This is a genomic window from Nocardia sp. NPDC003979 (assembly GCF_053605015.1).
This window is the reverse complement of the sequence record NZ_JBSGIJ010000002.1, coordinates 530,511-556,437: the sequence shown is the minus strand read 5'-3', so window position 1 is coordinate 556,437 and position 25,927 is coordinate 530,511. Positions and strand designations below refer to the sequence as shown.

General features: G+C 67.0%; 24 protein-coding genes. 11 read left to right on the top strand and 13 right to left on the bottom strand.

Going from position 1 to position 25,927, the window contains the following annotated elements; genetic code table 11:
* Nucleotides 1–62: 62 nt before the first annotated feature.
* Nucleotides 63–1,397: a type VII secretion-associated serine protease mycosin gene (gene mycP, locus ACWEVR_RS06185; protein ID WP_452466042.1), complete on the top strand. Its 1,335-nt coding sequence runs from the start codon at nt 63–65 to the stop codon at nt 1,395–1,397.
* Here mycP and ACWEVR_RS06180 read toward each other — a convergent pair.
* Nucleotides 1,346–2,335 carry an EamA family transporter gene (locus ACWEVR_RS06180; protein WP_452466041.1) on the bottom strand — a complete coding sequence of 330 codons (990 nt, stop codon included), beginning with the start codon at nt 2,333–2,335 and terminating at the stop codon, nt 1,346–1,348. The genes mycP and ACWEVR_RS06180 overlap by 52 nt on opposite strands.
* Nucleotides 2,336–2,407: 72 nt before the next feature.
* On the opposite strand from ACWEVR_RS06180, the gene ACWEVR_RS06175 reads away from it, so the two are divergent.
* Nucleotides 2,408–3,307 carry a LysR family transcriptional regulator gene (locus ACWEVR_RS06175; RefSeq protein ID WP_452466040.1) on the top strand — a complete coding sequence of 300 codons (900 nt, stop codon included), beginning with the start codon at nt 2,408–2,410 and terminating at the stop codon, nt 3,305–3,307.
* A gap of 83 nt (nt 3,308–3,390) precedes the next feature.
* Here ACWEVR_RS06175 and ACWEVR_RS06170 read toward each other — a convergent pair whose 3' ends face one another.
* Both ACWEVR_RS06170 and leuA read right to left on the bottom strand, forming a co-directional pair.
* Entirely contained in the window at nt 3,391–5,115 is a 1,725-nt protein-coding gene (locus ACWEVR_RS06170) for a nucleotide-binding protein (protein ID WP_452466166.1), read from the bottom strand.
* A gap of 426 nt (nt 5,116–5,541) precedes the next feature.
* Nucleotides 5,542–7,341: a 2-isopropylmalate synthase gene (gene leuA / locus ACWEVR_RS06165; RefSeq protein ID WP_452466039.1), complete on the bottom strand. Its 1,800-nt coding sequence runs from the start codon at nt 7,339–7,341 to the stop codon at nt 5,542–5,544.
* Nucleotides 7,342–7,625: 284 nt separating this feature from the next.
* Between leuA and ACWEVR_RS06160 the strand changes: the two genes are divergently transcribed.
* The 3 genes from ACWEVR_RS06160 (at nt 7,626) to ACWEVR_RS06150 (ending at nt 11,056) form a co-directional block, all read left to right on the top strand.
* Complete coding sequence (locus ACWEVR_RS06160) at nt 7,626–8,390, top strand: sulfite exporter TauE/SafE family protein (RefSeq protein ID WP_067640427.1); 765 nt, start codon at nt 7,626–7,628, stop codon at nt 8,388–8,390.
* Between the two features lie 83 nt (nt 8,391–8,473).
* Nucleotides 8,474–10,108, top strand: coding sequence for a GMC oxidoreductase (locus tag ACWEVR_RS06155; protein WP_452466038.1), 1,635 nt, complete (start codon nt 8,474–8,476; stop codon nt 10,106–10,108).
* Between the two features lie 42 nt (nt 10,109–10,150).
* Nucleotides 10,151–11,056, top strand: coding sequence for an ion transporter (locus tag ACWEVR_RS06150; protein WP_452466037.1), 906 nt, complete (start codon nt 10,151–10,153; stop codon nt 11,054–11,056).
* Here ACWEVR_RS06150 and ACWEVR_RS06145 read toward each other — a convergent pair.
* The 3 genes from ACWEVR_RS06145 to ACWEVR_RS06135 form a co-directional block, all read right to left on the bottom strand.
* Nucleotides 11,043–12,245: a low temperature requirement protein A gene (locus tag ACWEVR_RS06145; protein WP_452466036.1), complete on the bottom strand. Its 1,203-nt coding sequence runs from the start codon at nt 12,243–12,245 to the stop codon at nt 11,043–11,045. The genes ACWEVR_RS06150 and ACWEVR_RS06145 overlap by 14 nt on opposite strands.
* Before the next feature lie 40 nt (nt 12,246–12,285).
* Nucleotides 12,286–12,744: an SRPBCC family protein gene (locus ACWEVR_RS06140; RefSeq protein WP_452466035.1), complete on the bottom strand. Its 459-nt coding sequence runs from the start codon at nt 12,742–12,744 to the stop codon at nt 12,286–12,288.
* 98 nt (nt 12,745–12,842) lie between these two features.
* Entirely contained in the window at nt 12,843–13,415 is a 573-nt protein-coding gene (locus ACWEVR_RS06135; protein WP_067640437.1) for a TetR/AcrR family transcriptional regulator, read from the bottom strand.
* 71 nt (nt 13,416–13,486) lie between these two features.
* Between ACWEVR_RS06135 and ACWEVR_RS06130 the strand changes: the two genes are divergently transcribed.
* From ACWEVR_RS06130 to ACWEVR_RS06120, 3 genes are all read left to right on the top strand, one after another.
* Entirely contained in the window at nt 13,487–14,059 is a 573-nt protein-coding gene (locus ACWEVR_RS06130; protein ID WP_452466034.1) for a dihydrofolate reductase family protein, read from the top strand.
* Nucleotides 14,060–14,195: 136 nt separating this feature from the next.
* Nucleotides 14,196–15,461 carry an aspartate kinase gene (locus ACWEVR_RS06125; protein ID WP_067494539.1) on the top strand — a complete coding sequence of 422 codons (1,266 nt, stop codon included), beginning with the start codon at nt 14,196–14,198 and terminating at the stop codon, nt 15,459–15,461.
* 2 nt (nt 15,462–15,463) lie between these two features.
* The gene (locus ACWEVR_RS06120; protein WP_357150975.1) at nt 15,464–16,498 is read left to right on the top strand and encodes an aspartate-semialdehyde dehydrogenase; all 1,035 of its coding nucleotides are present in this window, start codon (nt 15,464–15,466) and stop codon (nt 16,496–16,498) included.
* A gap of 47 nt (nt 16,499–16,545) precedes the next feature.
* Here the strand turns inward: ACWEVR_RS06120 and ACWEVR_RS06115 are convergent, their stop codons facing one another.
* Both ACWEVR_RS06115 and ACWEVR_RS06110 read right to left on the bottom strand, forming a co-directional pair.
* Nucleotides 16,546–17,886, bottom strand: coding sequence for a serine hydrolase domain-containing protein (locus ACWEVR_RS06115; protein WP_452466033.1), 1,341 nt, complete (start codon nt 17,884–17,886; stop codon nt 16,546–16,548).
* A 49-nt stretch (nt 17,887–17,935) separates the two neighbouring features.
* The gene (locus tag ACWEVR_RS06110) at nt 17,936–19,174 is read right to left on the bottom strand and encodes an APC family permease (protein ID WP_452466032.1); all 1,239 of its coding nucleotides are present in this window, start codon (nt 19,172–19,174) and stop codon (nt 17,936–17,938) included.
* Between the two features lie 709 nt (nt 19,175–19,883).
* Between ACWEVR_RS06110 and ACWEVR_RS06105 the strand changes: the two genes are divergently transcribed.
* Nucleotides 19,884–20,546 carry an arsenate reductase ArsC gene (locus ACWEVR_RS06105; RefSeq protein ID WP_067640448.1) on the top strand — a complete coding sequence of 221 codons (663 nt, stop codon included), beginning with the start codon at nt 19,884–19,886 and terminating at the stop codon, nt 20,544–20,546.
* Here ACWEVR_RS06105 and atzF read toward each other — a convergent pair.
* Nucleotides 20,503–22,188: an allophanate hydrolase gene (atzF, locus tag ACWEVR_RS06100; RefSeq protein ID WP_452466031.1), complete on the bottom strand. Its 1,686-nt coding sequence runs from the start codon at nt 22,186–22,188 to the stop codon at nt 20,503–20,505. The two genes, ACWEVR_RS06105 and atzF, sit on opposite strands and share 44 nt — an antisense overlap.
* 8 nt (nt 22,189–22,196) lie before the next feature.
* Complete coding sequence (locus tag ACWEVR_RS06095; RefSeq protein WP_452466030.1) at nt 22,197–22,889, bottom strand: GntR family transcriptional regulator; 693 nt, start codon at nt 22,887–22,889, stop codon at nt 22,197–22,199.
* 182 nt (nt 22,890–23,071) lie between these two features.
* Here ACWEVR_RS06095 and ACWEVR_RS06090 point away from each other — a divergent pair, with 182 nt between their 5' ends.
* Nucleotides 23,072–23,197, top strand: coding sequence for a hypothetical protein (locus ACWEVR_RS06090; protein ID WP_452466029.1), 126 nt, complete (start codon nt 23,072–23,074; stop codon nt 23,195–23,197).
* 45 nt (nt 23,198–23,242) lie between these two features.
* Here ACWEVR_RS06090 and ACWEVR_RS06085 read toward each other — a convergent pair whose 3' ends face one another.
* The 3 genes from ACWEVR_RS06085 to ACWEVR_RS06075 are packed head-to-tail and all read right to left on the bottom strand — an operon-like array spanning nt 23,243 to nt 25,324.
* The gene (locus tag ACWEVR_RS06085) at nt 23,243–23,737 is read right to left on the bottom strand and encodes a hypothetical protein (protein WP_452466028.1); all 495 of its coding nucleotides are present in this window, start codon (nt 23,735–23,737) and stop codon (nt 23,243–23,245) included.
* Nucleotides 23,738–23,792: 55 nt separating this feature from the next.
* Nucleotides 23,793–25,004 carry a WXG100 family type VII secretion target gene (locus ACWEVR_RS06080; RefSeq protein WP_452466027.1) on the bottom strand — a complete coding sequence of 404 codons (1,212 nt, stop codon included), beginning with the start codon at nt 25,002–25,004 and terminating at the stop codon, nt 23,793–23,795.
* Complete coding sequence (locus ACWEVR_RS06075) at nt 25,001–25,324, bottom strand: hypothetical protein (RefSeq protein WP_452466026.1); 324 nt, start codon at nt 25,322–25,324, stop codon at nt 25,001–25,003. Before ACWEVR_RS06075 ends, ACWEVR_RS06080 begins: the two co-directional genes overlap by 4 nt.
* A 77-nt stretch (nt 25,325–25,401) precedes the next feature.
* On the opposite strand from ACWEVR_RS06075, the gene ACWEVR_RS06070 reads away from it, so the two are divergent.
* Entirely contained in the window at nt 25,402–25,830 is a 429-nt protein-coding gene (locus ACWEVR_RS06070; protein WP_452466025.1) for a YbaB/EbfC family nucleoid-associated protein, read from the top strand.
* Nucleotides 25,831–25,927 lie beyond the last annotated feature (97 nt).

Genomic DNA, 25,927 nt, shown 5'->3' with positions numbered 1-25,927 from the left:
GCCGGCGGGCGCACAACGTAGTCACACGGGTTGTTCTCGTCGCGGGGATCGTCGGCTGTTCGGTGAGCATCGGCACGCCGACCGCCGCCGCGGCACGGCCGCCCGCCATCGACGCCTCGGCCCTGCCGGGCGACGGGGCGCCCAAGCCGTACACCGAGGTCGAAGCGGCGAACCCGTGCACGAGCACGCGGACCAGCCCGTCCACCTCCACCCCACCGGCCCAGAAATTCCTCGGTCTCGAACCGGCCTGGCAGTTCAGCCGTGGCGCGGGGCAGACCGTCGCGGTGATCGACACCGGCGTCGCCCGCCATCCGCGGTTGCCGGACATCATCGGCGGCGGTGACTATGTCGCCGACAGCGACGGCACCGTCGACTGCGACGCCCACGGCACCTTCGTGGCGGGCATCATCGCCGGTCAACCGTCCTCGACGGACGGTTTCTCCGGTGTCGCACCGGAGGCGCAGATCATCGGGATCAGGCAGTCGTCCAGCGCGTACCGGCCCAAGGGTCGCGAGGTCGACCCGAACGACCCCAAGAACGGCGGCGGTGTCGGCAATGTGTCGAGCCTGTCGGAGGCCGTGGTGCACGCGGCCAACATGGGCGCGACCGTCATCAACATCTCCGAGGTCGCTTGCGGCTCACCGACGATGAACGACCGCAAGCTCGGCGCGGCCGTCGCGTACGCGGCGACGGTGAAGGACGCGGTCATCATCGCCTCGGCCGGCAACAGCGACAACAAGGCCTGCACCGGCAATCCGGGCATCAACCCGCTCAATCCTGGTGCGGATCCGTGGGATTCGCTGGCTACCGCCGTGACTCCCGCCTGGTACGACGAGTACGTGCTCTCGGTCGGTTCGGTCGACCTCAACGGACAGCCCTCGTCGTTCACCGTGCCCGGCCCGTGGGTGGGGGTGTCGGCGCCCGGTGAGCAGATCGTGTCGCTGGATCCCAACAGCGGTGGGCTCGCGTACGCCACCGTCACCAACCAGGGCGACAGCAATATCGCCGGCACCTCGTTCGCCGCACCGTATGTCGCCGGGGTGGCGGCGCTGGTGCGGGCCCGATTCCCGCATCTCACCGCCGCCCAGGTGATCCATCGCATCCAGGCGACCACCCACTCCACCCCGGAGGGCTGGAACCCCTACGGCGGGTTCGGCACCATCGACCCCGTCGCCGCGCTCACCCACGATGTCGACACGACGACACCGCTGGTGAAGAAGCCGTCGAGCGCGGAGGGGCGCCAGGTGCAGCTGGCCGTGCCGCCCACTCCGCCCGCGCCCGACAACACCGCGCGGAATGTGGCGTTGATCGGGTTGGGCGTCGTGGTGGTGCTGTGTGTGCTCGGCTATCTCGCCTCGTTCCCGATCGTGCGTGCGCTCGGCGGACGCAGGGACTGACCAACCGCGGCATCGACCGGGACAGGTGCCGGTCCGGTGGTCGGTGTCGAGACCAGAAGGGCCTTGGCGGTGGTCGCCGCGAAGGCTCCCGCGATGACGATCACGCCACCGAAAAGGGCTGCGGCCGTAGGCTGTTCGTCCAGCACGAGCCACGCCGCGGCGATGCCGACGACCGGGACGAGCAGCGACAGCGGGGCCACGGTACCGGCCGGGTAGCGGCTCATCAGGTACGTCCACAGCCCGGAACCGCAGACGGTGGCGAGGATCGCGATGTAGGCGACGGCGATCAGCGCGGGCGGCCCGGTTTCGGTGACGAAGGCCGAGCCGAGTGCCGCGAAACCGGTCGTCGGGCCCTCGACGGCCATCGACAGGGCGAGCAGCGGCAGCACCGGGACCACCGACATCCACAGCGTCAGATGCAGCGGGTCGAAGCCGGGGGAGTCGGCTCCTGCCTTGCGGGCGCCGATATTGCCGAACGCCCAGCCGAGGCCGCCGGCGAGGGTGAGCAGGACCGGCAGCAGCGTGGCATGGGCCATGCGGTCGGCACCGATGATCGTCATCCCGAGCACGGCGACCACCAGGCCCGCGATCTGCACCGGCCGCAACCGCTCGCGCAGCAGCACCGCGCCGAGCACGACCGTGAACGGCGCCGAGGACTGCAGGACCAGTGAGGCGAGGCCGGTCGGCATGCCGAGGTGCATGGCGGTGAACAGGAACGCGAACTGCGCGATGCCGAAACCGGCGCCGTAGAGCAGCAGCCAGCGTGTCGGTACAGCCGGGCGGGGGATGAACACGAGCACCGGCAGCGCGATGACGGCGAAGCGGAGGGCGGCGAAGAAGAACGGCGGGAAGTGGTCGAGGCCGATGCGGATGGCCAGGAAGTTCAGGCCCCACAGAACGACGACGGTCAGGCCGAGCAGGCGGTCACGGGTGGTCACATGGTCCATCGTGCGGTCGGCTAATCATCAGGACAATCGAATTAAAGTGGATGAATGAAGTAGATTTACTTCATGTTTTCGGTCGACCGGTTGCGGATTCTGCGGGAACTCGCCGAACGCGGCACCGTCGCCGCGGTGGCCGAGGCGCTGTCGATGACACCCTCGGCGGTGTCGCAGCAATTGAAGGTGCTCGCCAGGGAAGCGGGCGTCGCCCTGCTCGAGCCGGACGGCAGGCGGGTGCGGCTCACCGACGCCGGGCAGGCTCTCGTGCTCCGCGCGGACGACGTGCTCGCCGCCATGGACCGGGCCGTGGCGGAGATGGCGCACTATCGCGGGTCGCCGCGTGGTCAGGTGCGGGTGGCGTCGTTCCCGTCCGGTGCCGCCCTGCTGCTGCCGCCGGTGCTCACCGCGCTCGCCGACAGCGGTGTGGAACTCGTCGCGGGCGACGAGGATCTGCCGCCGAGCGAAGCGTGGAAACTGCTCGCCGACTACGACATCGTGCTCACCCACCGCGACGAACGCGCACCCTCGCTGGCCGGGCCGCGACTCGCCGCGCGGGTGCTCATGCGCGAACCGATCGATGTGGTCGTCGCGGCGGATCACCCACTGGCAGACCGTGATTCGGTGCGGCCGGAGGAACTGGCCGACGAGACCTGGGTGAGTGTGCGCGGCGGTTTCCCGGTCGACGACGTGCTCAACTCCATCGCCACCGTCACCGGGGTGCGACCACGGATCGCCCAGCGGCTCAACGAGTTCCGGGTGATCGAGACCGTGGTCGCCTCGGGCTACGGCGTCGCGCTGATGCCACGATTCGCCGTCGCCCACCCGGACCTGACGGTGCTGCGGCTCGACGGGGTGCGGGCGGCGCGGGTGTACGAGATCGTCACCCGGCCACAGGCGCATCGCCGTCCGGCGATCGCCACGGTGCTCGCGGCCTTCGAGGCAGCCGCAGCGGACGTGCTGACTCGCTGAGGCCGGTCGACTCGACCGGCGCGCATCGACCTGGCCTGTGCGGTGCGACGGCCGACGTGGCGAGGCCACGCCGGCCGACTACGTCAGAACTGACCGTGCTGGTACTGGCCCGGCTGGAACTGCCCGGTCTGGAACTGGGCCTGCATACCCGGCTGGAACTGCTGCTGACCGTGGTAGCCGAAATCGTCGGCGACCATCGCGGCCAGCTCGAGCAGGGCGCGCCGGGTCGGCTTGCTCACCAGTTCGAGGTCGATCTCGGCGCCCTCGGCCAGGTGGTCGTCGAACGGGACGACCTGCACCGCGCGGGTGCGGTCGAGGAACAGCTTGCGCAGCTGGTCCAGGTCGACCGTCGAGGCGCCGCGCCGCGACGCGTTCACCACCACGACCGTGCGCTCGACCAGCTTGGAGTAACCGTGGTGGTCGAGCCAGTCCAGCGTCGCCGACGCACTGCGCGCACCGTCGATCGCGGGCGAGGTGACCAGCACCAGCGAGCTCGCCATATCCAGCACACCCGCCATCGCCGAATGCATCAGACCAGTGCCGCAGTCGGTGAGGATGATGTTGTAGAACGACTGCAGGATGCCGATCGCCTTGCGGTAATCGGCCTCGCTGAACGCCTCCGACACGGCCGGGTCCTGCTCGGACGCAAGCACTTCCAGCCGGCTCGGCGCCTGCGAGGTATGTGCGCGCACATCCGAGTACCGGGTGATGCTCTGGTCCTCGAGCAGGTTGCGCACCGTCGAACGGGTCTGGCGCGGCACCCGGTGGGCGAGAGTGCCCAGGTCGGGGTTGGCGTCGATGGCGATCACGCGGTCACCACGCTGGGAGGCGAAGGTGGAGCCGAGGCCGACGGTGGTCGTCGTCTTACCGACACCACCCTTGAGCGAGAGGATCGCGATCCGGTAGTCGCCGCGCACCGGCTGATTCACCCGCTCGACTAGGTCGCGATGCACCACATCGGCCGCCGACTCACCCGGATTGATGACACCACCGGACACCTTGTGCACAGCCTTGCGCCACCCGCTGCGCGGCGACTTACGCGCCCGCTTCAGCAGATTCAGGTCGTTGACCGAATGACCCGGCTGCCCGGGCTGCGTCATGTGCTGCGGCTGGAACGGCTGCTGCTGCGGTGCGCCCCACTGCTGCCCGGGCGCACCCATCGGCGCGCCACCGGGGAACTGCCCCTGCGGCTGCATCGGCTGCCCACCGAATTCACCCGGTTGCGGTTGACCCGGCATCTGGCCGGGCTGCCCGAATTCCCCGGACGGCATCTGACCCGGCTGGCCGAACTCACCCGGCGGCGGACCCGGAGGCATCCCACCCTGCATGGGCGGCTGGTACATCGGCGGAGGCGGCGGCGCCCAGCTGTAGATCGGCTCCGACTGCGGGCCCTGCGGCGCGACCGGTTCCTGTCCCGGGAACTGCGGCTGCTCCAGGCCCGGGAACTGCTGTCCGGGGAACTGCGGCTGATCGAACCCGGCTTGCGGTTCCTGGCCCGGATGCTGCGGCGGCGCACCGGGATACGGCTGCTCACCCGTCGGATACTGACCCGGCTGACCCGGCCACGGCTGCTGCTCCGGGGCATTCGCCACCGGATGCGCGCCACCGCTCTGATACGGGTCGGGTACCGAAAACGTGTTCTGCGCAAAGGGTCCGGGCACGAACCCGCCCGGCTGGAAGACGGTCTGCTCGGAGATCCCGACCTCCGCCTCGGCGGGCGGCTGCTCATCGGGCTTGTCGGTGCTCTCGGCCGCCGGGTCGGCAGCGGCCTCGACGGCTTCGTTCTCGTCGTCGCGCACCGTCTGCACCCCGGAGGGACCGGACGCAGCGTCGGCCGTATCAGCCGACGGACTCTGCAGCCAGGGCGGAGAGGTCGGATTATGGTCGTTGTCGGTCACAGTTCCCCCACTTGCTCGATCGACTCGAGCAGGAAAGTCGGCCTGAATGTGCACTAAAACGCTAACACGGAGCTGCCTTACGCGAGGTCCCGGTGTACTGGCAGGTAGGCCGCCACCCCCCAGTCCGACAGCACACCTAAGTCCGCCACGACCGCATTCCCAGCCCCCACCCTTCCCCGACCTCGAGGAGGGGACGCCGCGAAGCGGCGTAGCGGCCCTCCAGGGGCCGCGCTCGAGCGCGCCAGCGCTCCAAAAATACAGCCCAATACCTTTGTGGTGCACAAAACCCTGAAGGCCGGGCAACGCGTGTGCGTGCCCGGCCCTCGGTGGGGTAGATCAGCGGTTGGCAGCCCGGTTCACAGCCGAGACGACCGCGCGCAGCGAGGCCGTGGTGATGGAGGTGGCGATGCCGACGCCCCAAACCACCTTGTCACCCACAGCGACCTCGACGTAAGCGGCGGCCTGAGCATCGTCACCTGCCGACATGGCGTGCTCGCTGTAATCCAGCACCCGCACGTCGTAACCGACAGTGGCCAGAGCATCGACGAAGGCAGCCAGCGGACCGTTGCCCGACCCGCTGATCTCCTGCTCGACCCCATCGACCTTCACCGTCGCGACGATGGAGTCCACCCCACCATCGGTCTCGGCGGCGGTAACCGTCTGCTTGATACGTTCCAGCGGCAGAATCGGATTCAGGTACTCCGTGGCGAAGACGTCCCACATCTCCTTGGGCGTCACCTCGCCGCCTTCACCGTCGGTGATCGCCTGGATGGCCTGCGAGAACTCGATCTGCAGGCGGCGCGGCAGCACCAGCCCGTGATCGGTCTTCATGATGTAGGCCACGCCGCCCTTGCCGGACTGCGAGTTCACCCGGATCACGGCCTCGTAGGTGCGGCCGACGTCCTTCGGGTCGATGGGCAGGTACGGGACCTCCCAGACGATGTCGGCGACGTCGGCGTCCTGCGCGTCGGCGGTGGCCTTCATCGCGTCCAGGCCCTTGTTGATGGCGTCCTGGTGGCTGCCGGAGAACGCGGTGTAGACCAGGTCGCCGCCGTAGGGGTGACGCTCGGCCACGGCCAGCTGGTTGCAGTACTCCACCGTGCGACGGATCTCGTCGATGTCGGAGAAGTTGATCTGCGGGTCGATGCCACGGGAGAACATGTTCATGCCGAGGGTCACCAGGCAGACGTTGCCGGTGCGCTCACCGTTGCCGAACAGGCAGCCCTCGATGCGGTCGGCACCGGCCTGGTAGCCCAGCTCGGCGGCCGCGACGGCGGTGCCGCGGTCGTTGTGCGGGTGCAGCGACAGCACGATGGAGTCGCGGCGGGCCAGGTTGCGGTGCATCCACTCGATCGAGTCGGCGTACACGTTGGGCGTGGCCATCTCGACGGTCGCGGGCAGGTTGATGATCAGCGGCTTGGCCGGGGTGGGCGCGATGATCTCGGAGACCGCGTCGCACACCTCGCGCGCGTAGTCCAGCTCGGTACCGGTGTAGGACTCCGGGCTGTACTCGTAGCGCCACTCGGTGTCGGGGTAGCGCTTCTCGATCTCCAGGCACAGCGCGGCGGCGTCGGTGGCGATCTTCTTCACCGCGTCGCGGTCGGCGCGGAACACCACCCGGCGCTGCAGGATCGAGGTGGAGTTGTAGAAGTGCACGATCACGTTCGGCGCGCCGTTGCACGCTTCGAAGGTGCGCTCGATCAGCTCTGGGCGGCACTGGGTGAGCACCTGGATGGTGACGTCGGCGGGGATCGCGCCGTCTTCGATGATCTCGCGGACGAAGTCGAAATCGGTCTGGCTGGCGGCCGGGAAGCCGACCTCGATCTCCTTGTAACCCATCCGGACCAGCAGGTCGAACATGCGGCGCTTGCGGGCGGGACTCATCGGGTCGATGAGGGCCTGGTTGCCGTCGCGCAGGTCGACGGCGCACCACGCGGGCGCGCGGTCGATGATCTTGTCCGGCCAGGTGCGGTCGGGCAGCGTGATCGGCTCGACCTCCTCGCCGTACGGGCGGTACCGGAAGGCCGGCATCGAGGAGTTCTTCTGGTTGTTCCAAGCGGGCTGGTCGGCCGGGGCAGGTTTGCTGGGGGCCGTGATGGTGCGCGAAGCGGATACGAATGCGTCAGCCGAGGACATGCAAGTTTCTCCGTGGGTGTGGTGGATTCCCTGATGGGAGCGGGTCGACCGGCGCGTTGGAACCCCGCGACGGGAGCCGGTCCGTATCAGAACCCGTCGCGGCGGCCGAGAAGAAGTGCCCGCTGCATGATTCCCCGAGCTTACCGTGTGCGAAGCCGCGCTGGTAAGCGGCCTGCGGAATTGGGTACGCCGATATCTACCGCACCGTCCGACCGGTACGGTTTCCAGGGACAGCAACGCTTGTACGTGCCTGGCGCACGACGAGACGTCCCAAAGGAATTCGCATGACTTGGTTCGAGCAACTGGCCGTCTTCGTGGCCGGAATCGCGGCGGGTGGCATCAACACCATCGTCGGGTCCGGCACACTCATCACCTTCCCCGCGCTGTTGGCCTTCGGTTTGCCACCGGTGACGGCGAACGTCTCCAACACCATCGGTCTGGTCCCCGGCTCGGTGAGCGGGGTGATCGGATACCGCCGCGAACTGGTCGGCCAGCGCGAGCGGCTGCTGCAACTGGGCACCGCCTCGCTGCTCGGTGGCATCACCGGCGCGGTACTGCTGCTGACCACGCCCGAGGCGGCGTTCAAGGCGGTGGTCCCGGTGCTCATCATCGCGGCCCTGATCCTGGTGATCGTGCAGCCGCGCCTGGCGGCCTGGGTGAAACGTCGCCGCGGCGAGGACACCCCCGCACCCGCGCACGGGGGGCCGATCCTGCTCGTCGCGGTGTTCGGCACCGGCATCTACGGCGGCTACTTCGGCGCGGCCCAGGGCGTACTTCTCGTCGGGCTGCTCGGGGTGTTCGTGCACGAGGACATCCAGCGGCTCAACGCGGTGAAGAACGTGCTCGCGCTGATCGTGAACGCGGTGTCGGCGGTGATCTTCATCGTGATCGCCGACGTGAACTGGCAGGCGGTGGCGCTGATCGCGGTCGGCTCGATCATCGGCGGTCAGCTCGGCGCGAAGGTCGGGCGCAAGTTGCCGCCGAATGTGCTGCGCGCGGTGATCGTCGTCGTCGGCTCCATCGCCGTGATCCGCCTGCTGACGACCTGACGTGGGCGCCCACTGGTGATCGGTGACAAATCCGGCCACTAGCGGGGTCGATTCGGAAGTTGCGCGGTATTCTGCGCTCGGCCATGCGTGATGAGGGAGGTGGCCTGGTGCACAGACGCGCCTTCTTCAAGGCGGCGGGACTGGCGACGCTCGCCGGGACTGTCGGATCGACCCTGACGGGCACGTCCGCGCACGCCGACCCGCGATCGGCGATGTTCGAATCGTGGGTTCCCGAGATCTTCGCCCCCGTCCCGGACGCGCCCGCGCACACGAGCGCCATCGTCATCGGCTCCGGCTTCGGTGCCGCCGTCACCGCCTTGCGCCTGGCCGAGGCGGGCATCGACAACACCGTGCTCGAGCGCGGTTCGCGCTGGCCCAACGACCCGTGGCGCGAGATCTTCACCGGCGACGACCTGCCCGACGGGCGTGGCTTCTGGCACCGCACCAGCTTCACCGGGGTCACCAAGGTGCCGATGAGTTTCGGTACGTTCGGCGGTGTCCTCGACGTCACCGAGTTCGCGGGTATCGACGTGTGGCGGGCGGCGGCCGTCGGCGGTGGTTCGGTGATCTTCACCGGTGCCATGGTCGCTCCCGAGCGCAGGCTCTTCGACCAGGTCTTCGGCGGTGTCGTCGACTACGGCGAGCTGGAACGGGTGTACTTCCCGAGGGTGCGCCAGATGCTGCGCCTCGACCCGATGCCCGGTGACATCTACCAGTCCCAGCCGTTCACGCACTCCCGTGCCTGGGACGATCAGGTGCGGGCGGCCGGGTACCAGCCGGTGCCCAACGACTCGATCTTCACCTGGGACGTGCTGCGCGCCGAGCTGGCGGGCGGCTCGCGCCCGTCGGCCACCGTCGCCCGGTCCAACCTGGGCAATTCCAACGGCGCCAAGTTCGACCTGAACCAGAACTACCTGCGCTACGCCGAGCAGACCGGCCGTTCACGGGTGTATCCCGGTCACCGGGTCGACAGCATCGCCCAGGAACCCGGCGGCAAGTTCGTGGTCACCGTGACGAAACTGGCCCCGACCGGCGCGCAGCTCGGCACCCGCACCCTGACCTGCGACAAGTTGTTCCTCGGCGCCGGTTCCGTCGGCACCTCCGAACTGCTGGTTCGCGCCCAGGCCACCGGCGCGCTGCCCAACCTCAACGAGCACATCGGCGACGGCTGGGGCACCAACGGTGACGTGGTCCTGGCCCGCGGCGCCAGCGGGCTGGCCGGTTTCGGTCAGGGCGTGCCGAGCGCGAGCCGCATCTACGACGAGTCCACGATGCCGTTGACGCTCGAGAACTGGTACATCCCCGGCATCCCGTTCGAAACCGGCGCGCTCGCCTCGCTCGGCATGGTGCTCGACCCGACCCGCGCCCGCTTCGGTTACCACCCGGCCACCGGCGGCGTCGGCCTCACCTGGCCGACCGCCGCCCAGGATGCCGTGGTGCACGCGGCACGCACGGTCGACCGCCGGATCGCCGACCGGGCCGGTGCGCTGGCCGAATACGGCGCCCTCGGCTACGACGCCAACGCCGAGTTCACCGCCCACCCGCTGGGCGGCGCCGTGCTCGGCAAGGCCACCGACGCCTACGGCCGGGTACACGGACACCCCGGGCTGTACGTGATGGACGGTGCCGCGATTCCCGGCAGCACCGCCACCGTCAACCCGTCACTGACCATCACGGCGCTGGCCGAACGCAATATCGAGGCGATCCTGCGCGGCTGACACGCGCCGAAGCCCACTCGCACGGCGCCGCAACCAATTAGCGTGGGCAAAGTACTGGCCGCCGATCGGGCGGGCCGAGTAGCGGCGTCAGCCGCCGGAACCACAGGAGCGGTCGAGTTGGCGTCACCGGGGATCGAACCGGTCGAGGTACAGGACGTGCGGACCACTACGCCGTCGATGCGCCTCGACATTTTCATGCTCGTCCTGGCGATCGTGTCGGTGGTGCTGGTCGCCTGGATCACCTTCTTCCCGGTGTCGGGCAAGACCTATCACGCCATCGTGGTGGTCGACTGGACCATCTGCGGCATCTTCGCGATCGAGTTCCTGTGGCGCTGGCGGCGAGCGGGCTGGCCGTGGACGTTCCCGTTCGTCTACTGGTACGAAGTGCTCGGCATGATCCCGGTGACCAGCCCGATCTTCCGTGGCTTCCGGTTGCTGCGGATCGTGGTGATCCTGATCCGGCTCGGCCGGGTGGCCGACCGGGCGTTCGGTGAGCGGGTGACGGCCAAGATCGTCAACCGGTTCGTCGGCACCATCGTCGACGTGATCCGCCGCCCGATGACCGTCGCGATCCTCGACGAGGTCTCCAATGTGCTGCGCGCGGGCCACTACACCAAGAACATCGCCGCCGCGCTCGAGGAGAACCACGCCGAGATCGACCAGCTCATCGTCGATCTCATCAAGAACGACCCACAGACCGGCAAGCTGCGCTACGTGCCGTTCCACGACGACATCATCCGGCTCGTCGCCGACACCGTGTATCGCATGCTGAACCAGCTGCTCGACGATCCGCGCACCGACGAACTGGTCGCCGACATGCTGCGCGAGAACCTCGACCAGATCAACGAGGCCGTGCGCGCCGGCGTGCGGGTGCCGCCCTCACAGCGCGGCGCGACGCCGGCCGAACACGGTGTGCGCCATCATCTCGCGCAGATCAAGCGTGCCTGATCTCGTCGCGCCTGCGCGCATAGTGCACCGTCTCCCAGATCACCGGCGCGGCGAGGATCGCGCACAGCAGGCCGAGGGAGACGAGCGCGGGCAGCTGCGCGGCGACCGGGATCAACGCGAACAGTAGGGCCGCCACCAGCACTCGGGCGGTCGAGAACTGCCGCACCGCGGCGTATTTCGCGCCGACGACCGCGAGCAGGAACACCGCGGGCCCGGCGTAGAGCGCGCCGAGCGGGATGCCGTACAGCGGATCGGTGAGTTGATGGTGCGAGGAGTCGCCCACGTAGTACAGCACCTTCTTCAGCCCAAGCGAGAGCGCGATGACACCGGCGATCATCGGGAAGTGCCCGTAGGTGTAGCTGAACTGGGCGATCTTGATCTGCGCCGAACCCTTCGCGTTCGCCAGACCTTCTTCGATCGAGATGGCGGCCACGTCGAAGTACAGCCACCACAGCAGACCCGACACCGTGAGCCCGAGCATGGAGGCCACCGTGATCGGCCACGAGATCGGCAATCCGGCCACGCCGATGCCGATGGACACGATCGACTCACCCAGCGCGACGATGACGATCAGCCCGTACCGTTCGGCGAAATGCTTGGCCGAGTTGATCCGCCAATCCGTGCCCGCCACCGCCGTCCAGACCATGTCGCCGACGATCGCGGCGAGCCACAGCAGTATCTGGGCCAGCCCGGAGGTGGTCGCGGCGATCACCAGCAGTGCGGTGCCGATCGTGATCGACCCGAGCGCCCAGCGCAGCAGCTGCCCGCGCAACGTGGGGTCGTCGCGGCTCACCGTCCAGAAGATGACGACGTGCACCAACCGCACGACCAGGTAGGCGATGGCGAAGACGAGCGGTCCGTACCAGCCACCGGGCAGGTCGGCGAACGCCTCGGGGATGGTGAGCGCGGCCAGGAACGCCCCGCCCATGGCGATGAAGATGCCCACTCGGGCGATGCCCTCGTCGGCGCGCACCACATTGCCCAGCCACGAATAGGCGATCCACAACCACCACATGAGCGCGAGCACCAGCAGGGCGCGCAGCATGTTCACGGCCGAGGTGTTGTCGGCGGCCAGGTCGGTGACCATCGTGAAGGCGAAGACGATCACCAGGTCGAAGAACAGTTCGAGCTGGGTGACCGAGCTGCCCTCGGTCACGGGCTGGAATCTGGCCCGTGGTTTTCCGATCATGGGCCTATCGTGTCACCTCGGAGCCGAGGCGGCGCGCTACTCAGCCGACGGCGTAACCCTCGTTCTCCGGGAATCGCTCGGCGAAGTCGATGAAGTTGGCGACCGCTTCCTCGTTCTGCTTGCGCAAGGTGCGATTGAACAGGATGCCGGGGATGGGCAGCGGATAGCGCAGCTCGACGTGCAGATCGACCTCGGTGCCCTCGCCCGCTTCGAACAGCTCGAACGAGCCGCCACCCTTGGAACCGCGACTGCTGTCGACGACCTCCCAGGACACCCGGTTCGGTTCCCAGTGATATTCCAGCACCTGGGTGTCGGAATCACCCATGAAGTGGGCGGTGACGAACACTCGCCGCGGTCTGCCTTCGGCATCGGGCGGGCCCATCCGCACATCGCTGTAGGACGGCGACCACTCCGCTAGGCGATCGACTGCCAGTAGGGCATCCATGACCTGGTCGATATGAGCATCAACGGTGAAACGGATGTCGATCTTCGAGCGCATCTTGCCTGTCCTCCGAACCCCCGCTGTCTCTCGCGCCCGATTGTGCACAGTTGTACCAGTGATCGTCAACACGTCTATGGTCTGGACAAACGACCGGGTCAGCCGCGAATTGCCCGCTCGACGGCTGTTTCGATCAGCTGGGAACTCTGTTGCTCGGTGAACACCCCTGGGAGGGTTAGGTGTTCGAGGATCAGCCAGTTCAGCGCCAGGTACAGCAGTAGTACGGAGGCTTCGTCGCCCGGCTGGCCCGACGCCAGGTGATTGCGGACATTGAATTCCAGATCCGCGCCGACCCGTTCGGTGAGCACCTTGCGCAGCTCCGGACGACGGGTCGCTTCGAGACGTAATTCGAGCAGCGCGAGGTAGGCGGTGCGGTGCGATTCGAGCCTGCCGACGACCTCTTTCATCAACGCGGTGATGTTCTCGACGGTTTTGGGTCCCTCGCTGACCAGGGCGAGCGTCTCCTCGGTCGGCTGGACCACCTCGTAGAAGCGGCTGCCCGCCTGGGTGAGCAGTTCGTCGCGGTTGGCGAAGTAATTGGAGGCAGTCCCGGCGGGCACGTTCGCCTGTTTGTCGACGGCGCGGAAGGTGAGGCCGCGGGCGCCCTCGGCGGCGAGGACCTCGATGGCGGCGTCGAGCAGGGCTTGTCGGCGTTCGGGATTTTTTCGCACTTGACACCACTCCGTCTGTAGTACTACGTTTTAACCACTTCACACATAGTACAACAACTGAGGCGGTACCCATGCGAAAGCTCGTCTACTACATCGGCGTCTCCCTCGACGGCTACATCGCAGGTCCCGGCGGTGAGGTCGACTTCTATCCGGTCACCCCGGAGTACGAGGCCACGCTCACAGCGGAGTTCCCCGACTCCATTCCCACGCACATGCGCGCCCACCTCGGCATGGACGTCGATGCGCCGAACAAGCGCTGGGACACCGTGCTGATGGGCCGCGGCACCTATGAACCGGGGCTGCTCGTCGGTGCGGTCGACCCGTTCGCGCACCTGAAGCAGTACGTCTTCTCCTCGGCACTCGAGGTCGACCACCCGAACGTCGAGATCGTCTCCGGCGACGCGGCGGAATTCGTGCGCGGACTCAAGCAGCGGGAAGGCCTCGACATCTGGTTGTGCGGCGGTGGAAAGCTGGCGAGTCAGCTGGTCGACGAGATCGACGAGATGATCGTCAAGAGCTATCCGGTCGTCGCGGGCGACGGCATTCCGGCCTTCGGTGGTGTCTTCAAACCGACAAACTTCGCGGCTGTACGGCGCGAGGTACACGGCAACGGCGCCCAGGTCACTTGGTTCGAACGAGCCTGATCGGCGCAGTCGTGCGCAAGTGACGAGCCTGTGTCGTTTTGCACAGGTCAGGGAGGTAGCGGCAGATCACGGGACCGGCGGCCGGTACTCTAGGTCCCTGATACCGAACTGATACCCGATCGCGAAGGACCTTGCTGTGGCTCTCGTTGTTCAGAAGTACGGAGGATCCTCGGTGGCCACCGCCGAGCGGATCCGGCGCGTCGCTGAACGGATCGTGGAGACCAAGAAGCAGGGCCACGACGTGGTCGTGGTCTGCTCGGCGATGGGTGACACCACCGACGAACTCCTCGATCTCGCCGAGCAGGTGGCCCCCGCGCCACCCGCTCGCGAGATGGACATGCTGCTCACCTCCGGCGAGCGCATCTCGAACGCGTTGGTGGCCATGGCCATTCACACCCTCGGCGCCGAGGCGCGCTCGTTCACCGGCTCCCAAGCCGGTGTCATCACCACGGGCGCGCACGGCAACGCCAAGATCATCGACGTCACTCCCGGCCGCCTGCAGGAAGCCCTCGACGAAGGCCAGATCGTGCTGGTCGCCGGCTTCCAGGGCGTGAGCCAGGACAGCAAAGACGTCACCACACTGGGCCGCGGCGGCTCCGACACCACCGCCGTCGCCCTGGCCGCGGCACTGAAAGCCGATGTCTGCGAGATCTACACCGACGTCGACGGCATCTTCAGCGCCGACCCGCGCATCGTCAAAGACGCGCAGAAGCTCGACAACATCTCCTACGAGGAAATGCTCGAGATGGCGGCCTGCGGCTCGAAGGTGCTCATGTTGCGCTGCGTCGAGTACGCGCGCCGCTACAACGTGCCCGTTCATGTCCGGTCGTCCTACACCGACAAGATCGGCACCACTGTTTTCGGATCGATGGAGGACATTCCCGTGGAGCAGGCAATCCTGACCGGCGTCGCGCACGACCGCAGCGAAGCCAAGGTGACCGTCGTGGCACTGCCGGACGAGCCGGGCTACGCGGCCAAGGTGTTCCGCGCGGTCGCCGACGCCGAGATCAACATCGACATGGTGCTGCAGAACATCTCCAAGGTCGACACGGGCAAGACCGACATCACCTTCACCCTGCCCAAGACCGACGGTGCCCGCGCGGTGGAGATGCTCACCAAGCGTCAGGACGAGATCGGTTTCGCGCAGGTCCTCTACGACGACCACATCGGCAAGGTGTCCCTGGTCGGTGCCGGCATGAAGTCGCACCCCGGCGTCACCGCCACCTTCTGTGAGGCGCTGGCCAACGCGGGCGTCAACATCGACCTGATCTCCACCTCGGAGATCCGGATCTCGGTGCTCGTGCGCGACACCGAACTCGACGAGGCCGTGCAGGTGCTGCACAAGGCCTTCGATCTCGGCGGCGACGAAGACGCTGTCGTCCACGGCGGAACGGGGCGCTGATCATGGGTGTACGTGTAGGTGTTGTCGGCGCGACCGGTCAGGTCGGCGCCGTCATGCGCAAACTGCTCGAGGAGCGCAACTTCCCGGCCGACGAGGTGCGCTTCTTCGCCTCCGCGCGCTCGGCCGGTAAGACGCTGCCGTGGCGCGGCGGCGAGATCGTCGTCGAAGACACCGAGACCGCCGATCCGTCGGGTCTCGACATCGCGCTGTTCTCCGCCGGGGCGACCATGTCGCGGGTGCAGGCGCCGCGCTTCGCGGCCGCCGGTGTCACCGTCATCGACAACTCGTCGGCCTGGCGCAAGGATCCCGATGTGCCGCTGGTGGTCTCGGAGGTCAACCCCGAAGTCACCCGCTCGCTGCCCAAGGGCATCATCGCCAACCCGAACTGCACGACCATGGCCGCGATGCCGGTGCTCAAGCCGCTGCACGACGTGGCCGGGCTGCAGCGTCTGATCGTGTCGTCGTACCAGGCGGTGTCGGGTTCCGGACTGGCCGGTGTCGAGGAGCTCGCCTCGCAGGTGCGCGCGGTGGCCGCCGACGCCGAGAAGCTGGTGCACGACGGTTCGGCCGTCGACTTCCCCGCCCCGAACAAGTACGTGGCGCCCATCGCCTTCGACGTGATCCCGCTCGCGGGCGCGCTCGTCGACGACGGCTCGGGGGAGACCGACGAAGACCAGAAGCTGCGCAACGAGAGCCGCAAGATCCTCGGCCTGCCCGACCTGCTGGTGAGCGGCACGTGTGTGCGCGTGCCGGTGTTCACCGGGCACTCGCTGTCGATCAATGCCGAATTCGCCGAACCGATTTCGGTGCAGCAGGCGCAGGAGTTGCTGGCGAAGGCGCCGGGTGTGCGGTTGGTCGATGTGCCGACTCCGCTGGCTGCCGCGGGTCAGGACGATTCGCTCGTCGGGCGCATTCGTCAGGATCCGGGTGTGCCGAACGGTCGGGGTCTGGCCCTGTTCATCTCGGGTGACAACCTGCGAAAGGGCGCCGCGCTGAACACGATTCAGATCGCGGAAGTTCTGCTGAACAACCGCTGACAGGTACTTTCCGAAGCCGGGTCACCCTGCGGGGTGGCCCGGCTTTGTCAGCGGATGCCGGGGGTTCGGGGGTCGTTGCCTACGCAGGCGAGGATGGCGCAGCCGGGGGGAATGCTGGCGAAGGGGGCGGCAAGGGGTTGGTTGAGGCAGTTGAAGACGGTGCAGCCGGGGTAGGCGCCGGGGCCGATGCCGAAGACGGCCAGCAGGATTTCTGCGTCTACCAGGGATTTCGGGTCGAAGTTCAGGGGTGGTTCGACGTAGGGGGCCGGCGTCGGGACGGGGGCGTCGGTGACGGCGGCGAAGAGGCGGCGGAAGAATTCGTGGGGGAGTTCTTCGGCGTGGGCGAGGATTCCGCTCGGGCCGTAGGCGGAGATGTTGCCGAAGGCGCCGGTCCACATCACCATCATGTCCAGCTCGGGCAGGAAGAAGACGTTCTGCAGGGCCAGGCCCGACATGAAAAACGTGTTGTCCGGTAGGAATTCGGGTGACTCGTTGCATCCGGCGCCCACCCAGAACAGGTAGCCGTAGCAGGGGTTCTGCTTCGACGGTGTGCGTGCTCTGCGCAGGTAGTCGGCCGAGATCACCTGCTCGGCGCCCCAGCGGCCGTCGTTGGCGACGAGCAGGCCCACCTTGGCGAGGTCGTCGGGCGGCAGCATCAGGTGGGCGTAGCCGTAGGTGTGCCCGGAACGGTCACGTGCCCAGTAGTAGTCGGTGGCGGGGATGCCGAGCGGGTCGAACAGCTCGCGCTGCGCGAACTGCTGCAGCGGTTCGCCGACCGCCAATTCGATGACATACGACAGCAAGTCGACATTGCGCTGGCTGTAACTGAACGCCGTGCCCGGTGGGTTCGCCAGCGGGACGGCCAGCGCCTGCACCGCACTGTTCGGGTCGACCGGCACCACGGCGGTGATGCCCTCGGTGAGCACACCGACCTTCATCCCGGAGGTTTCGGTGAGCAGATGTTCCACGGTGATCGACCGGTGCGTCGCATCACCGAGACCAGGTGGCAGGTAGCGGTCGATAGGGGCGTCGATGGCGAGTTTTCCCTGGTCCGAAGCGATTCCGGCGAGCATGGATGTCACCGATTTGGTGACGCTCCAGATGTTCCACGCCACCTTGCCCGTCTCGTGATTGCGCAGGCCCTCGCCGACGAGGCAGTTGTGCCGGAACACCTGCACATTGAGCCGGTTGCGGGTGGCCGCGAACTGCAGTGCCTCGGTGAGTTTCGCCGAATCGAGGCCGACTGCTTCGGGTTCGGCGCGTTCCAGGTCGCGGGCGGAGGTCACCTCGCACGTCGTCGACGGTGCGCTCTGGGCGGGGGCGGCGAACAGCGTCGCCGATACCAGCGCCGTGACGAATACCCCTGCGAGAACACCCCTGATTCGCATAATTCGAGGTTAGTTCGCTCGCGGCGCCGTAACCCGTAAAGCGAGGCCCCTAACCCGCGGGTATGTTCCGCCGCACTCCGTACACCGCCGCGCCGAGGGCGAGCACCGCGAGTCCGGCCAGCACCGAGCCGATCGGCAACGAGAAGCCGACCACCACACAGCCGAGCGCACCGACCACCGGCACCCACCGCGCCGGACGGTTTTCGGCAGTGCTCAGGGTGGCGGCCGAGAGATTGGCGATCAGGTAGTAGGCGAGCACCGCGAACGAGGAGAACCCGATGGCGGCGCGCAGGTCGACGGTCGCCGCGAGCACGGCGACCACCGCACCGACGGCCAGTTCCGCGTGGTGCGGCACCGAATAGCGCGGATGGACTGCGGCCAAGGTGGCGGGCAGGTGCCCGTCCCGCGCCATCGCCAGCGTGGTGCGCGAGACGCCGAGGATCAACGCCATCAGCGAACCGGCCGCCGCGAGCACCGCCCCCACCCGCACCACCGGCGCCAGCCACCCGGCACCTGCGGCCTCGACGACGCGGGCGAGCGGGTCGTGCGCGGCGGCCAGTCCGCCGGAGCCGAGCGTCAGCAGGGCGGCCACCGCGACCAGCGTGTACACCGCGAGGGCACCGGCGAGTGCCAGCATGATCGCCCGCGGGATGGTGCGTTGCGGATCACGCACCTCCTCGCCGAGAGTTGCGATGCGCGCGTATCCGGCGAAGGCGAAGAACAACAACCCAGCGGCCTGCAGCACGCCGTACGGACCGATCTCGGAGTCGAGAACGACTGCCGCCGAATGGTTCCCACCCATCCCGGCCACCACAACGGCCGCCAGCACGGCGAGCACCGACCCCACGATCACCCGCGTGGCCAGCGCCGACTTCTGCACACCCACATAGTTGATGCCCGTGATGACGACCACCGCCGCCACCGCGACCACGTGCGCGTGTTCGGGCCACGCGTAGCTGCCGACCGTCAACGCCATCGCCGCGCACGAGGCGGTCTTCCCGACCACGAACCCCCAGCCGGCCAGGTACCCCCAGAACGGTCCGAGCCGCTCCCGTCCGTACACGTACGTCCCACCCGACACGGGATAGAGCGCGGCCAGCCGGGCCGAGGACTGGGCATTGCAATAGGCGACGACGGCCGCGATGCCCAAGGCGAGCAGCATCCACGACCCGGCCGCACCGGCGGCGGGACCGAGCGCGGCGAACACCCCGGCACCGATCATGGCGCCGAGCCCGATCACCACACAGTCGCGCAGACCGAGACCCCGCGTCAGCTCCATGGCAACCATCGTCGAGCATCGCGGTCACCGGCGCGACCCGAGAAACGACGAACGCCGCCAGGTCGATGAGGGTGACCTGGCGGCGTTCGCGAGTCGAACGGATCGCGTGGGGCGATCCGGTCTCCGGTGTCGACGCCCCACAAGCGCCTCTCGGCGAGTGGTCGCTCGTAGCGACAAAGGGGTGAGGCCCGGGGCTGTTCGGACGCCGACAGTGGTGTTCAACCGGTGCGCCTCGCGAACTATTCCGGGATCCGGGTGGTGACGCTGCTCACTGCCCGAGGAGGTCGGGGCGCGGAGCTGTTCGGCTCCGCGCCGTTGTGCGTGTCAGAAGTTGCTGAACCAGTACAGCAGGCTCGCCAGCAACCAGACGATCATCGTCTCCATCGTCGTACTCCATCTCTTCGGTCCTTCCATTCTCGCCGAGAACCGACAAGTTGTTCTTAAGAACCTCTAGAGACCCAGGTCGCATTCTTTTCTCGGGCACCGGGAGCAACCGGGTCCGGCAGGTCTCGAGGGGTGATCAGCCGGACCCGGCGGTGTAGCCGGAGGGTGGCTCTTCCAGACGCTGAAGACGAACTGCCGACGGTAACCACACCGAGGACTACAACCGAAGCCGCTTCCGATGGGGTGTCACAGGAGGATATCGGCCGGGCCGGTCGACGAGGGGTGAGCGGCCCGGTCGTTTGCGTTACGTGGACAGTGCGGTAAGGGTTGAGGAGTGGTCGACATAACCGAGCACTCCGATGCCCTTGATCGTGCCGAAGAACGGTTGCGTGAAGAGTTCGCGACAATGTTCGATCCGGCGACGATCCACCAGTTCCTCCACAGTTCCTACGAGGATTTCGCGGCGCGAGCGACGGTGACGTTGTACCTGCCGTTGCTGGCCGAGCGGTTCGCCGCCCAGCGCCTGAACGCCGTCGCCAAGATCGAAGGCAAGGTGGCCAAGCCGCGGCCGACCGTGCTGTTCCTGTGCACCCACAACGCGGGCCGTTCCCAGATGGCGCTCGGCTACTTCGAGGCGCTCGCCCTGAACCGCGCCGTGGCCTGGTCGGGCGGATCGGTGCCCGGTGGGCAGCTCAATCCGGCGGCGGTCGCCGCGATGGCCGAGGTGGGGATCGACATCTCCCGCGAATACCCCAAGCCGTGGACCGACGAGATCATCCGCGCCGCCGACGTGATCGTCACCATGGGCTGCGGTGACACCTGCCCGCTGGTTCCCGGCGTGCGCTACGAGGAATGGATCATCGAGGACCCCGCCGGTCTCGAGGTGGAGCAGGTGCGACCCATCCGCGACGATATCGGCCGCCGCGTGACGGGTCTGCTCGCCGAACTCGGGATCAGTGTTCCCGCAGATACCGTGGCCAAGATCCATAGCGCGTGATGTCGGTGGCGGCCACGGCCGCGTCGTAGGTGCAGGCGAAGCCCACAACTGTTGTGCCGTCGGATAATTCGATACTCGTCAAGGCCATGGGCGCGGGTAGGTCGGCGAGGAAACGGCCGAGTGCGCCGGGTGAGAGCAGGAACAACTCGCCCGCGATGGGGGCGCCGAGGCCGTCGCCGTGGCGGACCAGGCCCGGCTTCGGCGGGGTGGTGTCCAGGGCGGTGAGGCGGTAGGCGTCGCTGGTGGTGATCCCGCCTGCGAAGCGGGCGCCCAGGTCTTCCAGCTGCCAGTGCAGGGGTTGGCCGCGCAGGTGGGCGCCGAAAACAGCAAGGGGCACACCGGTTTTCACCAGCAGGGGCGCTGGGGTGCCGGTGATGAGTGCGGCGAGGTCGACGGCGATCTGGTCGGCGAAGGTGGGGACAACCACCATCACGCCGAAGGGGAGGCCGTCGGTTGTCGTGGCGCCGGGGACGGCGACGGCGGCGAGGTCGAGGAGGTTGCAGAAGTTGGTGTAGGTGCCGAGCCGGCGGTTGATCGTCAGCGGATCTGCCTGCACTGCCGCGATGGTGGGGTGCTCGGTGGTTGTCGGCAGGAGCAGGCCGTCGTAGTCGACGAGTAGGGCCTTGGCCTCCGCGCGGATTCTGGCGAGGGTGTCGAGGTCTGTGGCGAAAGTATGCGCGTCCAGATGCTTTGCCGCGCTGATGATTCCCGCGACGGTCTTGTCGAGACCCTTAGCGCCCTTGTCGATGAACTCACCCACCGCCGCATAGCGTTCGGCGACGATGGCGCCGTCGTAGAGGAGGCGGGCGGCATCGAGTAGTGGGGTGATGTCCACCTCGGTGATCTGGACGTCCTGATTGCGCAGGGCCGCAACTGTTTCGGCGAAAGCGGCGCGGTATTCGGTGCTCAGCGGGCTGAGGTCGTGGGGGACGGCAAGTTTTCGGGTGCCCGCCAAGGGGACATCCGCGGGCCAGGTGCGGCTGCGTGGATCGCGCGCGTCCGGGCCCGCCATGATCGCGGCGGCCGTGACGGCGAGGTCGAGCGTGCCTGCGAAGACGGTGACGGCGTCGTAGTCTGCGCAGGCCGGGACCACGCCGTGAGCCGGGATGATGCCGAGACTCGCCTTGATCCCGACGATGCCGTGGAAGGCGGCCGGGACACGGCCCGAACCGGCCGTATCGGTGCCGATCGCGATATCGGCGATGCCGAGGGCCACCGCGACGGCCGAACCGGAACTCGAACCGCCGGAGACCATTTCGGGACTTTCGGCGTGGCGGACCGCGCCGTACGGGCTGCGGGTGCCGACCAAGCCGGTGGCGAACTGGTCGAGGTTGGTTTTGCCGAGGATCAGTGCGCCCGCGTCCGCCAGTCGCCGCACGGCCGAGGCGGTTTCGGTCGGCGTGTAGGCGAACTCGGGGCACGCGGCGGTGGTCGGCAGGCCCGCGACATCGACGTTGTCCTTCACCGCGAGGAGCAGACCCGCCAACGGGAGCTCGGCGCCGTCGGCGAGCCTTCGCTCCAATTCCCGTGCCTCGGCGTCGAGTTCGCTGTGCGGGCGCAGAGTGATCCAGACTTCCGGCCTGTCGACCTCGGCAATGCGCTGATAAGCGGCGGCGACCCGGGTGGTGGGGGATTCGGACATCGGTTCCTCTATTCGCTCATGGACATGGCGGCGATCGCCCGCGAGATCCGCTCGAGCACGACATCGAGCGAATCACCGATGTGGGTGTGCAGCAGCCGATGTGCGCGGGGGAGGTCCCGCGCGAACACGGCGTCGAGGATGCCGAGATGCTCGCTGATCGTCGTCTCGATCCGGTTGTTGATCATGAAGTCGTACATCCGCACATGCCGGATCCGGGAGTTCACCGCCACCAGCGCGCGCACGAGTTCCGCATTGCCCGCCGCCGTCAGCAGGGCGACGTGGAATTCCTCGTCGACCACGACGAACCCCGGTTCCTTGGCCGGCGGGTCGGCCTGCAGGGCCAGCCAGCGCTGCTGTTCGGCCCGCAAGCGCTCCTCGTCGTGGGTGAGGTCCGGGTTGTCCATGATCCGGGTCATCCCGCCGAGTTCGAGGGTGAGTCGCAGCTCGTACAGATCCCGAATCCGCGCGACACTGGGCCGCACCGGACTGAACCCGAACTCCTCCCGCTGGAGCAGCCCGTCCGAGCACAGCATCGTCAACGCTTCCCGCACAGGCGTCCGCGACATCCCGAACCGCGCCGAAAGCTTGGGCTCGGTGAGCCGCTCCCCGAACCGGATATCCCCGTTCATCAACTCACCACGCAAGGTGGAATACACCACGTCACGCAGCGATTCCCCCGCGGTACCCACCCTTGTCGACATGCCTGTATACGCTAGGCACCCCGAATTTCTATCAAGTGACAGAAAGTAAGCACCACGTTATCCCTTCCTCACACCTCACCACCCGCCCCACCCCGCCGAGAGCACTTCTCAACCACCCCTCAACACCCACGGACCCCTCACCGACACACACCGAGCGCACCCTTCTCTACAGAGGAGGGCCCATGAACAACTCGACCGCGATCCTGACACTCATCCTGTGCCTGGTAGCCATCACCGCCATCACAGTCTGGTGGCCCAACCCCGCCGACCGCCGAAGCCGCGGCGATGCTGATTCACCACCCCCGTAACCGACGCGGATCCCGCGACGGCCGCAACCGATGGGGCGCGGCCGATCACGAGAACCCCTGTACCTCCAGGTACCAGATCGTTTGGTCACCGCCGATGCCCTTGGTGACCATGGACGTCGGGCTCACGGTGGAATCGGGAGTGGCGTAAGACCGCCGCTCGACAATCGGGCCTCGTTCGCTGTCGTCATAGGCAAGAACGACTTTGCCATCACGTACGAAGACCTGCGTTGTCGAGTCGGAGTGAGTGTGCAGCCCGGTCCATTTTGCGCCGTCCGTCCCCAGTGCTCGATTCAGTTCGTCACTCGTATTCGGGGAACTGAAGCTGTACATGCGGTCCCATGGGCCGATCTCGGCTCCGGACGATGCGACGACGTCGCCCAACCGGGCAGTGCCCCTTTCCGCCAACAGTCGATTGAACGCTGCTGTCAACGCGGGGTTCCCATCCTGAACGGTGATCTGGTCACCACTCGACAGAGAACCGCATGCCACGACCGGGGCGGAGGCTGCTGTGACAACGACGGCCAGCAATGCGACGCTCATTCGTTTCCGAGTATCCACCGATATCCTCGAGATTCCGATATTGGCCAAGCGGAGGTCACTTGGGCGAAGGCTTGTTGTCCGGGATCAGTGAGCCGGGCAGGCTCGGCTGTTCATCGATTCGCGCGGTAGGTGGTGTGTACCCGAGGGTGGTTCCTCGTGGTCTGGCGAGGTTGCCGTCCTGATCGATGACGGCTCCGTCCCCGTTGTTCCACGCATCGATGATCTTGTTCTGCAACCCGACCGGCCCGAGCCCGGGATTCTCGGTGGCGATCCTGCGGCCGAGTTCGTTGTTGTACAGGTCCATCGCCTCACGGCTCATGCGATTGTCTTCTCTGCCTTCGTGTTTGGTGGTGTACTCCTCGGTCCACTCCGCACCGAATTCCTCGGTCAACATGGCATTCCAGTAGGCGTGCCGGAAGGCGTCGGCGTGGTTGTCCTGAAAGTTTCCGTCGTACTGGTCGTCCACGCTTCTATCGGGAAACAGGCGCTCGGCAGTATCGCTGGCGTCCTCACTGATCTGATAGAACTTGTACTGGTCCATGAGGCTCAGATTGTTCAACATCTCGGCCTCGCTGACCGTTACGTCTTTCTGCTCGACGTCCGAGCCGGGTTTGAATCGGTTCACCCATGTGATGAAGTCTTCGCTCGGCCATTTCGTCATCTTCTGTTGGTCGGGGTTGACCTGATATGTGTAGAGAATCATTTCCAGGTCGGCGCCGAGCGGAATGGGCACATCGGCGAAAACTTTGATGATCGCGTCACCGGCGGAGGCTGCGGCGTCGCCCGCCTCCCTGAGCGCCTTCTTGATCGCGTCCTCGTGCTGACGCTGTCCCTGGTCGAGGGCGGCCTTCGCCACCTCGAGCGACTTTCCCTTTTCTGTGGCCAGCCACGAGACCACATCGCTGGAGTAGCTGACCGCTCCGTCCTCGGCGACGGTGTATCGCTCGTCCTCAGCGGACTTGATCGCATTGACCGCCGACGACTTCGCGAATCCAAGAACGTGGACGATCTGGGTAACGGCGGGCTGAGCGTTGTCGAAGGCCGTGACCACTTTCGACAACGAGGTCTTGGCTTCCTCGCCTTTGACGCGCATGGCGTCTCCGGCCTGGCCACGCCAGAATCCGGGAGAGTCGGCGAGCTGCTGATTGACGGTGTTGTACTCGGTCGTGACCGCCACCGCCCCGCGGCCCCACTCGTTCCCCTGCTCGGTCAGTGAATCGAAATTCCACTGGCGGACTTCGGACTTGGTGGGTGGTAGCGAACTCATCGTGGACCGTCCAACGGGCCTGCCTCGGCCAGCTCTGCCTGTGCCTTCGCATAGGCAGCTTGTTGTTCGTTGTAGGCGATGATGCTCGCGGTCGCGGCCCGGTGGATCTCGTCGAGCTGCACGGCGACTCCTCGCACACTGAGTCTGGCACGCACACCGGCCCGCATGAAAGCAGCCCCCAGTCCGGAGCCCGGCAGCGCCGACTCGATCGCGGCGATGAAACTCTCTGTCGGCAAAGTATTGAGCACCCCGTGGGAACCGTTGAACGCCCCGATCATCCCTTCGAGTGCGGACTGATCTACATACAGATCGTCGGTCATCGCAGTCCTCTCCCCAATCAGCGATCTTGTTACGCTAACACGGTCGTGTAGACCACTTTGGGGAGCGTGGACAGCAGTTGCATTCGAACAACAATGACATCGACCCGATCACCGAGCGAATGAGTGCCGTGCGGCGTGCGCTGCTCACTGACCGGTTCACCGAGTCTCGGTACGGTGTCGCGGTCGATGTCCGAGCGGATGGAACGCTCGAAGCGGTCCGCATCGATGAGAGCGTCACGCCCTACGGGGCCGAGCTCGGCAAGCTCATCACAACCCTTGTGCACGATGCCTTGGACAAGGCTCGTGGGAATGCGCGTGATCGCCTCGATGAACTGACTGCGGACCCACGCATAGCCGCGGCAGTCGAGTCGATCGAAATCGCTGCCGAACAGCCCGCACCTAAACCGGCACGGATGCCTGCGCAGGAGCGTATTCCTGAAGACGAGCTCACCGAGGAAGAGCTCATCGAGCTCAACGAGCAGCGCAACCGCGGGTGGTTTCGTTAGCCGTCTCGGAAAGAGGGCAACCCGGCTGCGGACATGCAAAAAGCCTCTGACCAGGTGAACCAGGTCAGAGGCTTTTTGGTGTCTCAACCAACACGTC

What these genes read in the sequence shown, in the direction of transcription:
- ACWEVR_RS06175 (WP_452466040.1), top strand. Translation starts at nt 2,408, where the DNA reads ATGTTTTCGGTCGACCGGTTGCGGATTCTGCGGGAACTCGCCGAACGC.
- leuA (WP_452466039.1), bottom strand. Translation starts at nt 7,341, where the DNA reads ATGTCCTCGGCTGACGCATTCGTATCCGCTTCGCGCACCATCACGGCC.
- ACWEVR_RS06160 (WP_067640427.1), top strand. Translation starts at nt 7,626, where the DNA reads ATGACTTGGTTCGAGCAACTGGCCGTCTTCGTGGCCGGAATCGCGGCG.
- ACWEVR_RS06155 (WP_452466038.1), top strand. Translation starts at nt 8,474, where the DNA reads ATGCGTGATGAGGGAGGTGGCCTGGTGCACAGACGCGCCTTCTTCAAG.
- ACWEVR_RS06145 (WP_452466036.1), bottom strand. Translation starts at nt 12,245, where the DNA reads ATGATCGGAAAACCACGGGCCAGATTCCAGCCCGTGACCGAGGGCAGC.
- ACWEVR_RS06140 (WP_452466035.1), bottom strand. Translation starts at nt 12,744, where the DNA reads ATGCGCTCGAAGATCGACATCCGTTTCACCGTTGATGCTCATATCGAC.
- ACWEVR_RS06130 (WP_452466034.1), top strand. Translation starts at nt 13,487, where the DNA reads ATGCGAAAGCTCGTCTACTACATCGGCGTCTCCCTCGACGGCTACATC.
- ACWEVR_RS06120 (WP_357150975.1), top strand. Translation starts at nt 15,464, where the DNA reads ATGGGTGTACGTGTAGGTGTTGTCGGCGCGACCGGTCAGGTCGGCGCC.
- ACWEVR_RS06115 (WP_452466033.1), bottom strand. Translation starts at nt 17,886, where the DNA reads ATGCGAATCAGGGGTGTTCTCGCAGGGGTATTCGTCACGGCGCTGGTA.
- ACWEVR_RS06110 (WP_452466032.1), bottom strand. Translation starts at nt 19,174, where the DNA reads ATGGTTGCCATGGAGCTGACGCGGGGTCTCGGTCTGCGCGACTGTGTG.
- atzF (WP_452466031.1), bottom strand. Translation starts at nt 22,188, where the DNA reads ATGTCCGAATCCCCCACCACCCGGGTCGCCGCCGCTTATCAGCGCATT.
- ACWEVR_RS06095 (WP_452466030.1), bottom strand. Translation starts at nt 22,889, where the DNA reads ATGTCGACAAGGGTGGGTACCGCGGGGGAATCGCTGCGTGACGTGGTG.
- ACWEVR_RS06090 (WP_452466029.1), top strand. Translation starts at nt 23,072, where the DNA reads ATGAACAACTCGACCGCGATCCTGACACTCATCCTGTGCCTGGTAGCC.
- ACWEVR_RS06085 (WP_452466028.1), bottom strand. Translation starts at nt 23,737, where the DNA reads ATGAGCGTCGCATTGCTGGCCGTCGTTGTCACAGCAGCCTCCGCCCCG.
- ACWEVR_RS06080 (WP_452466027.1), bottom strand. Translation starts at nt 25,004, where the DNA reads ATGAGTTCGCTACCACCCACCAAGTCCGAAGTCCGCCAGTGGAATTTC.
- ACWEVR_RS06075 (WP_452466026.1), bottom strand. Translation starts at nt 25,324, where the DNA reads ATGACCGACGATCTGTATGTAGATCAGTCCGCACTCGAAGGGATGATC.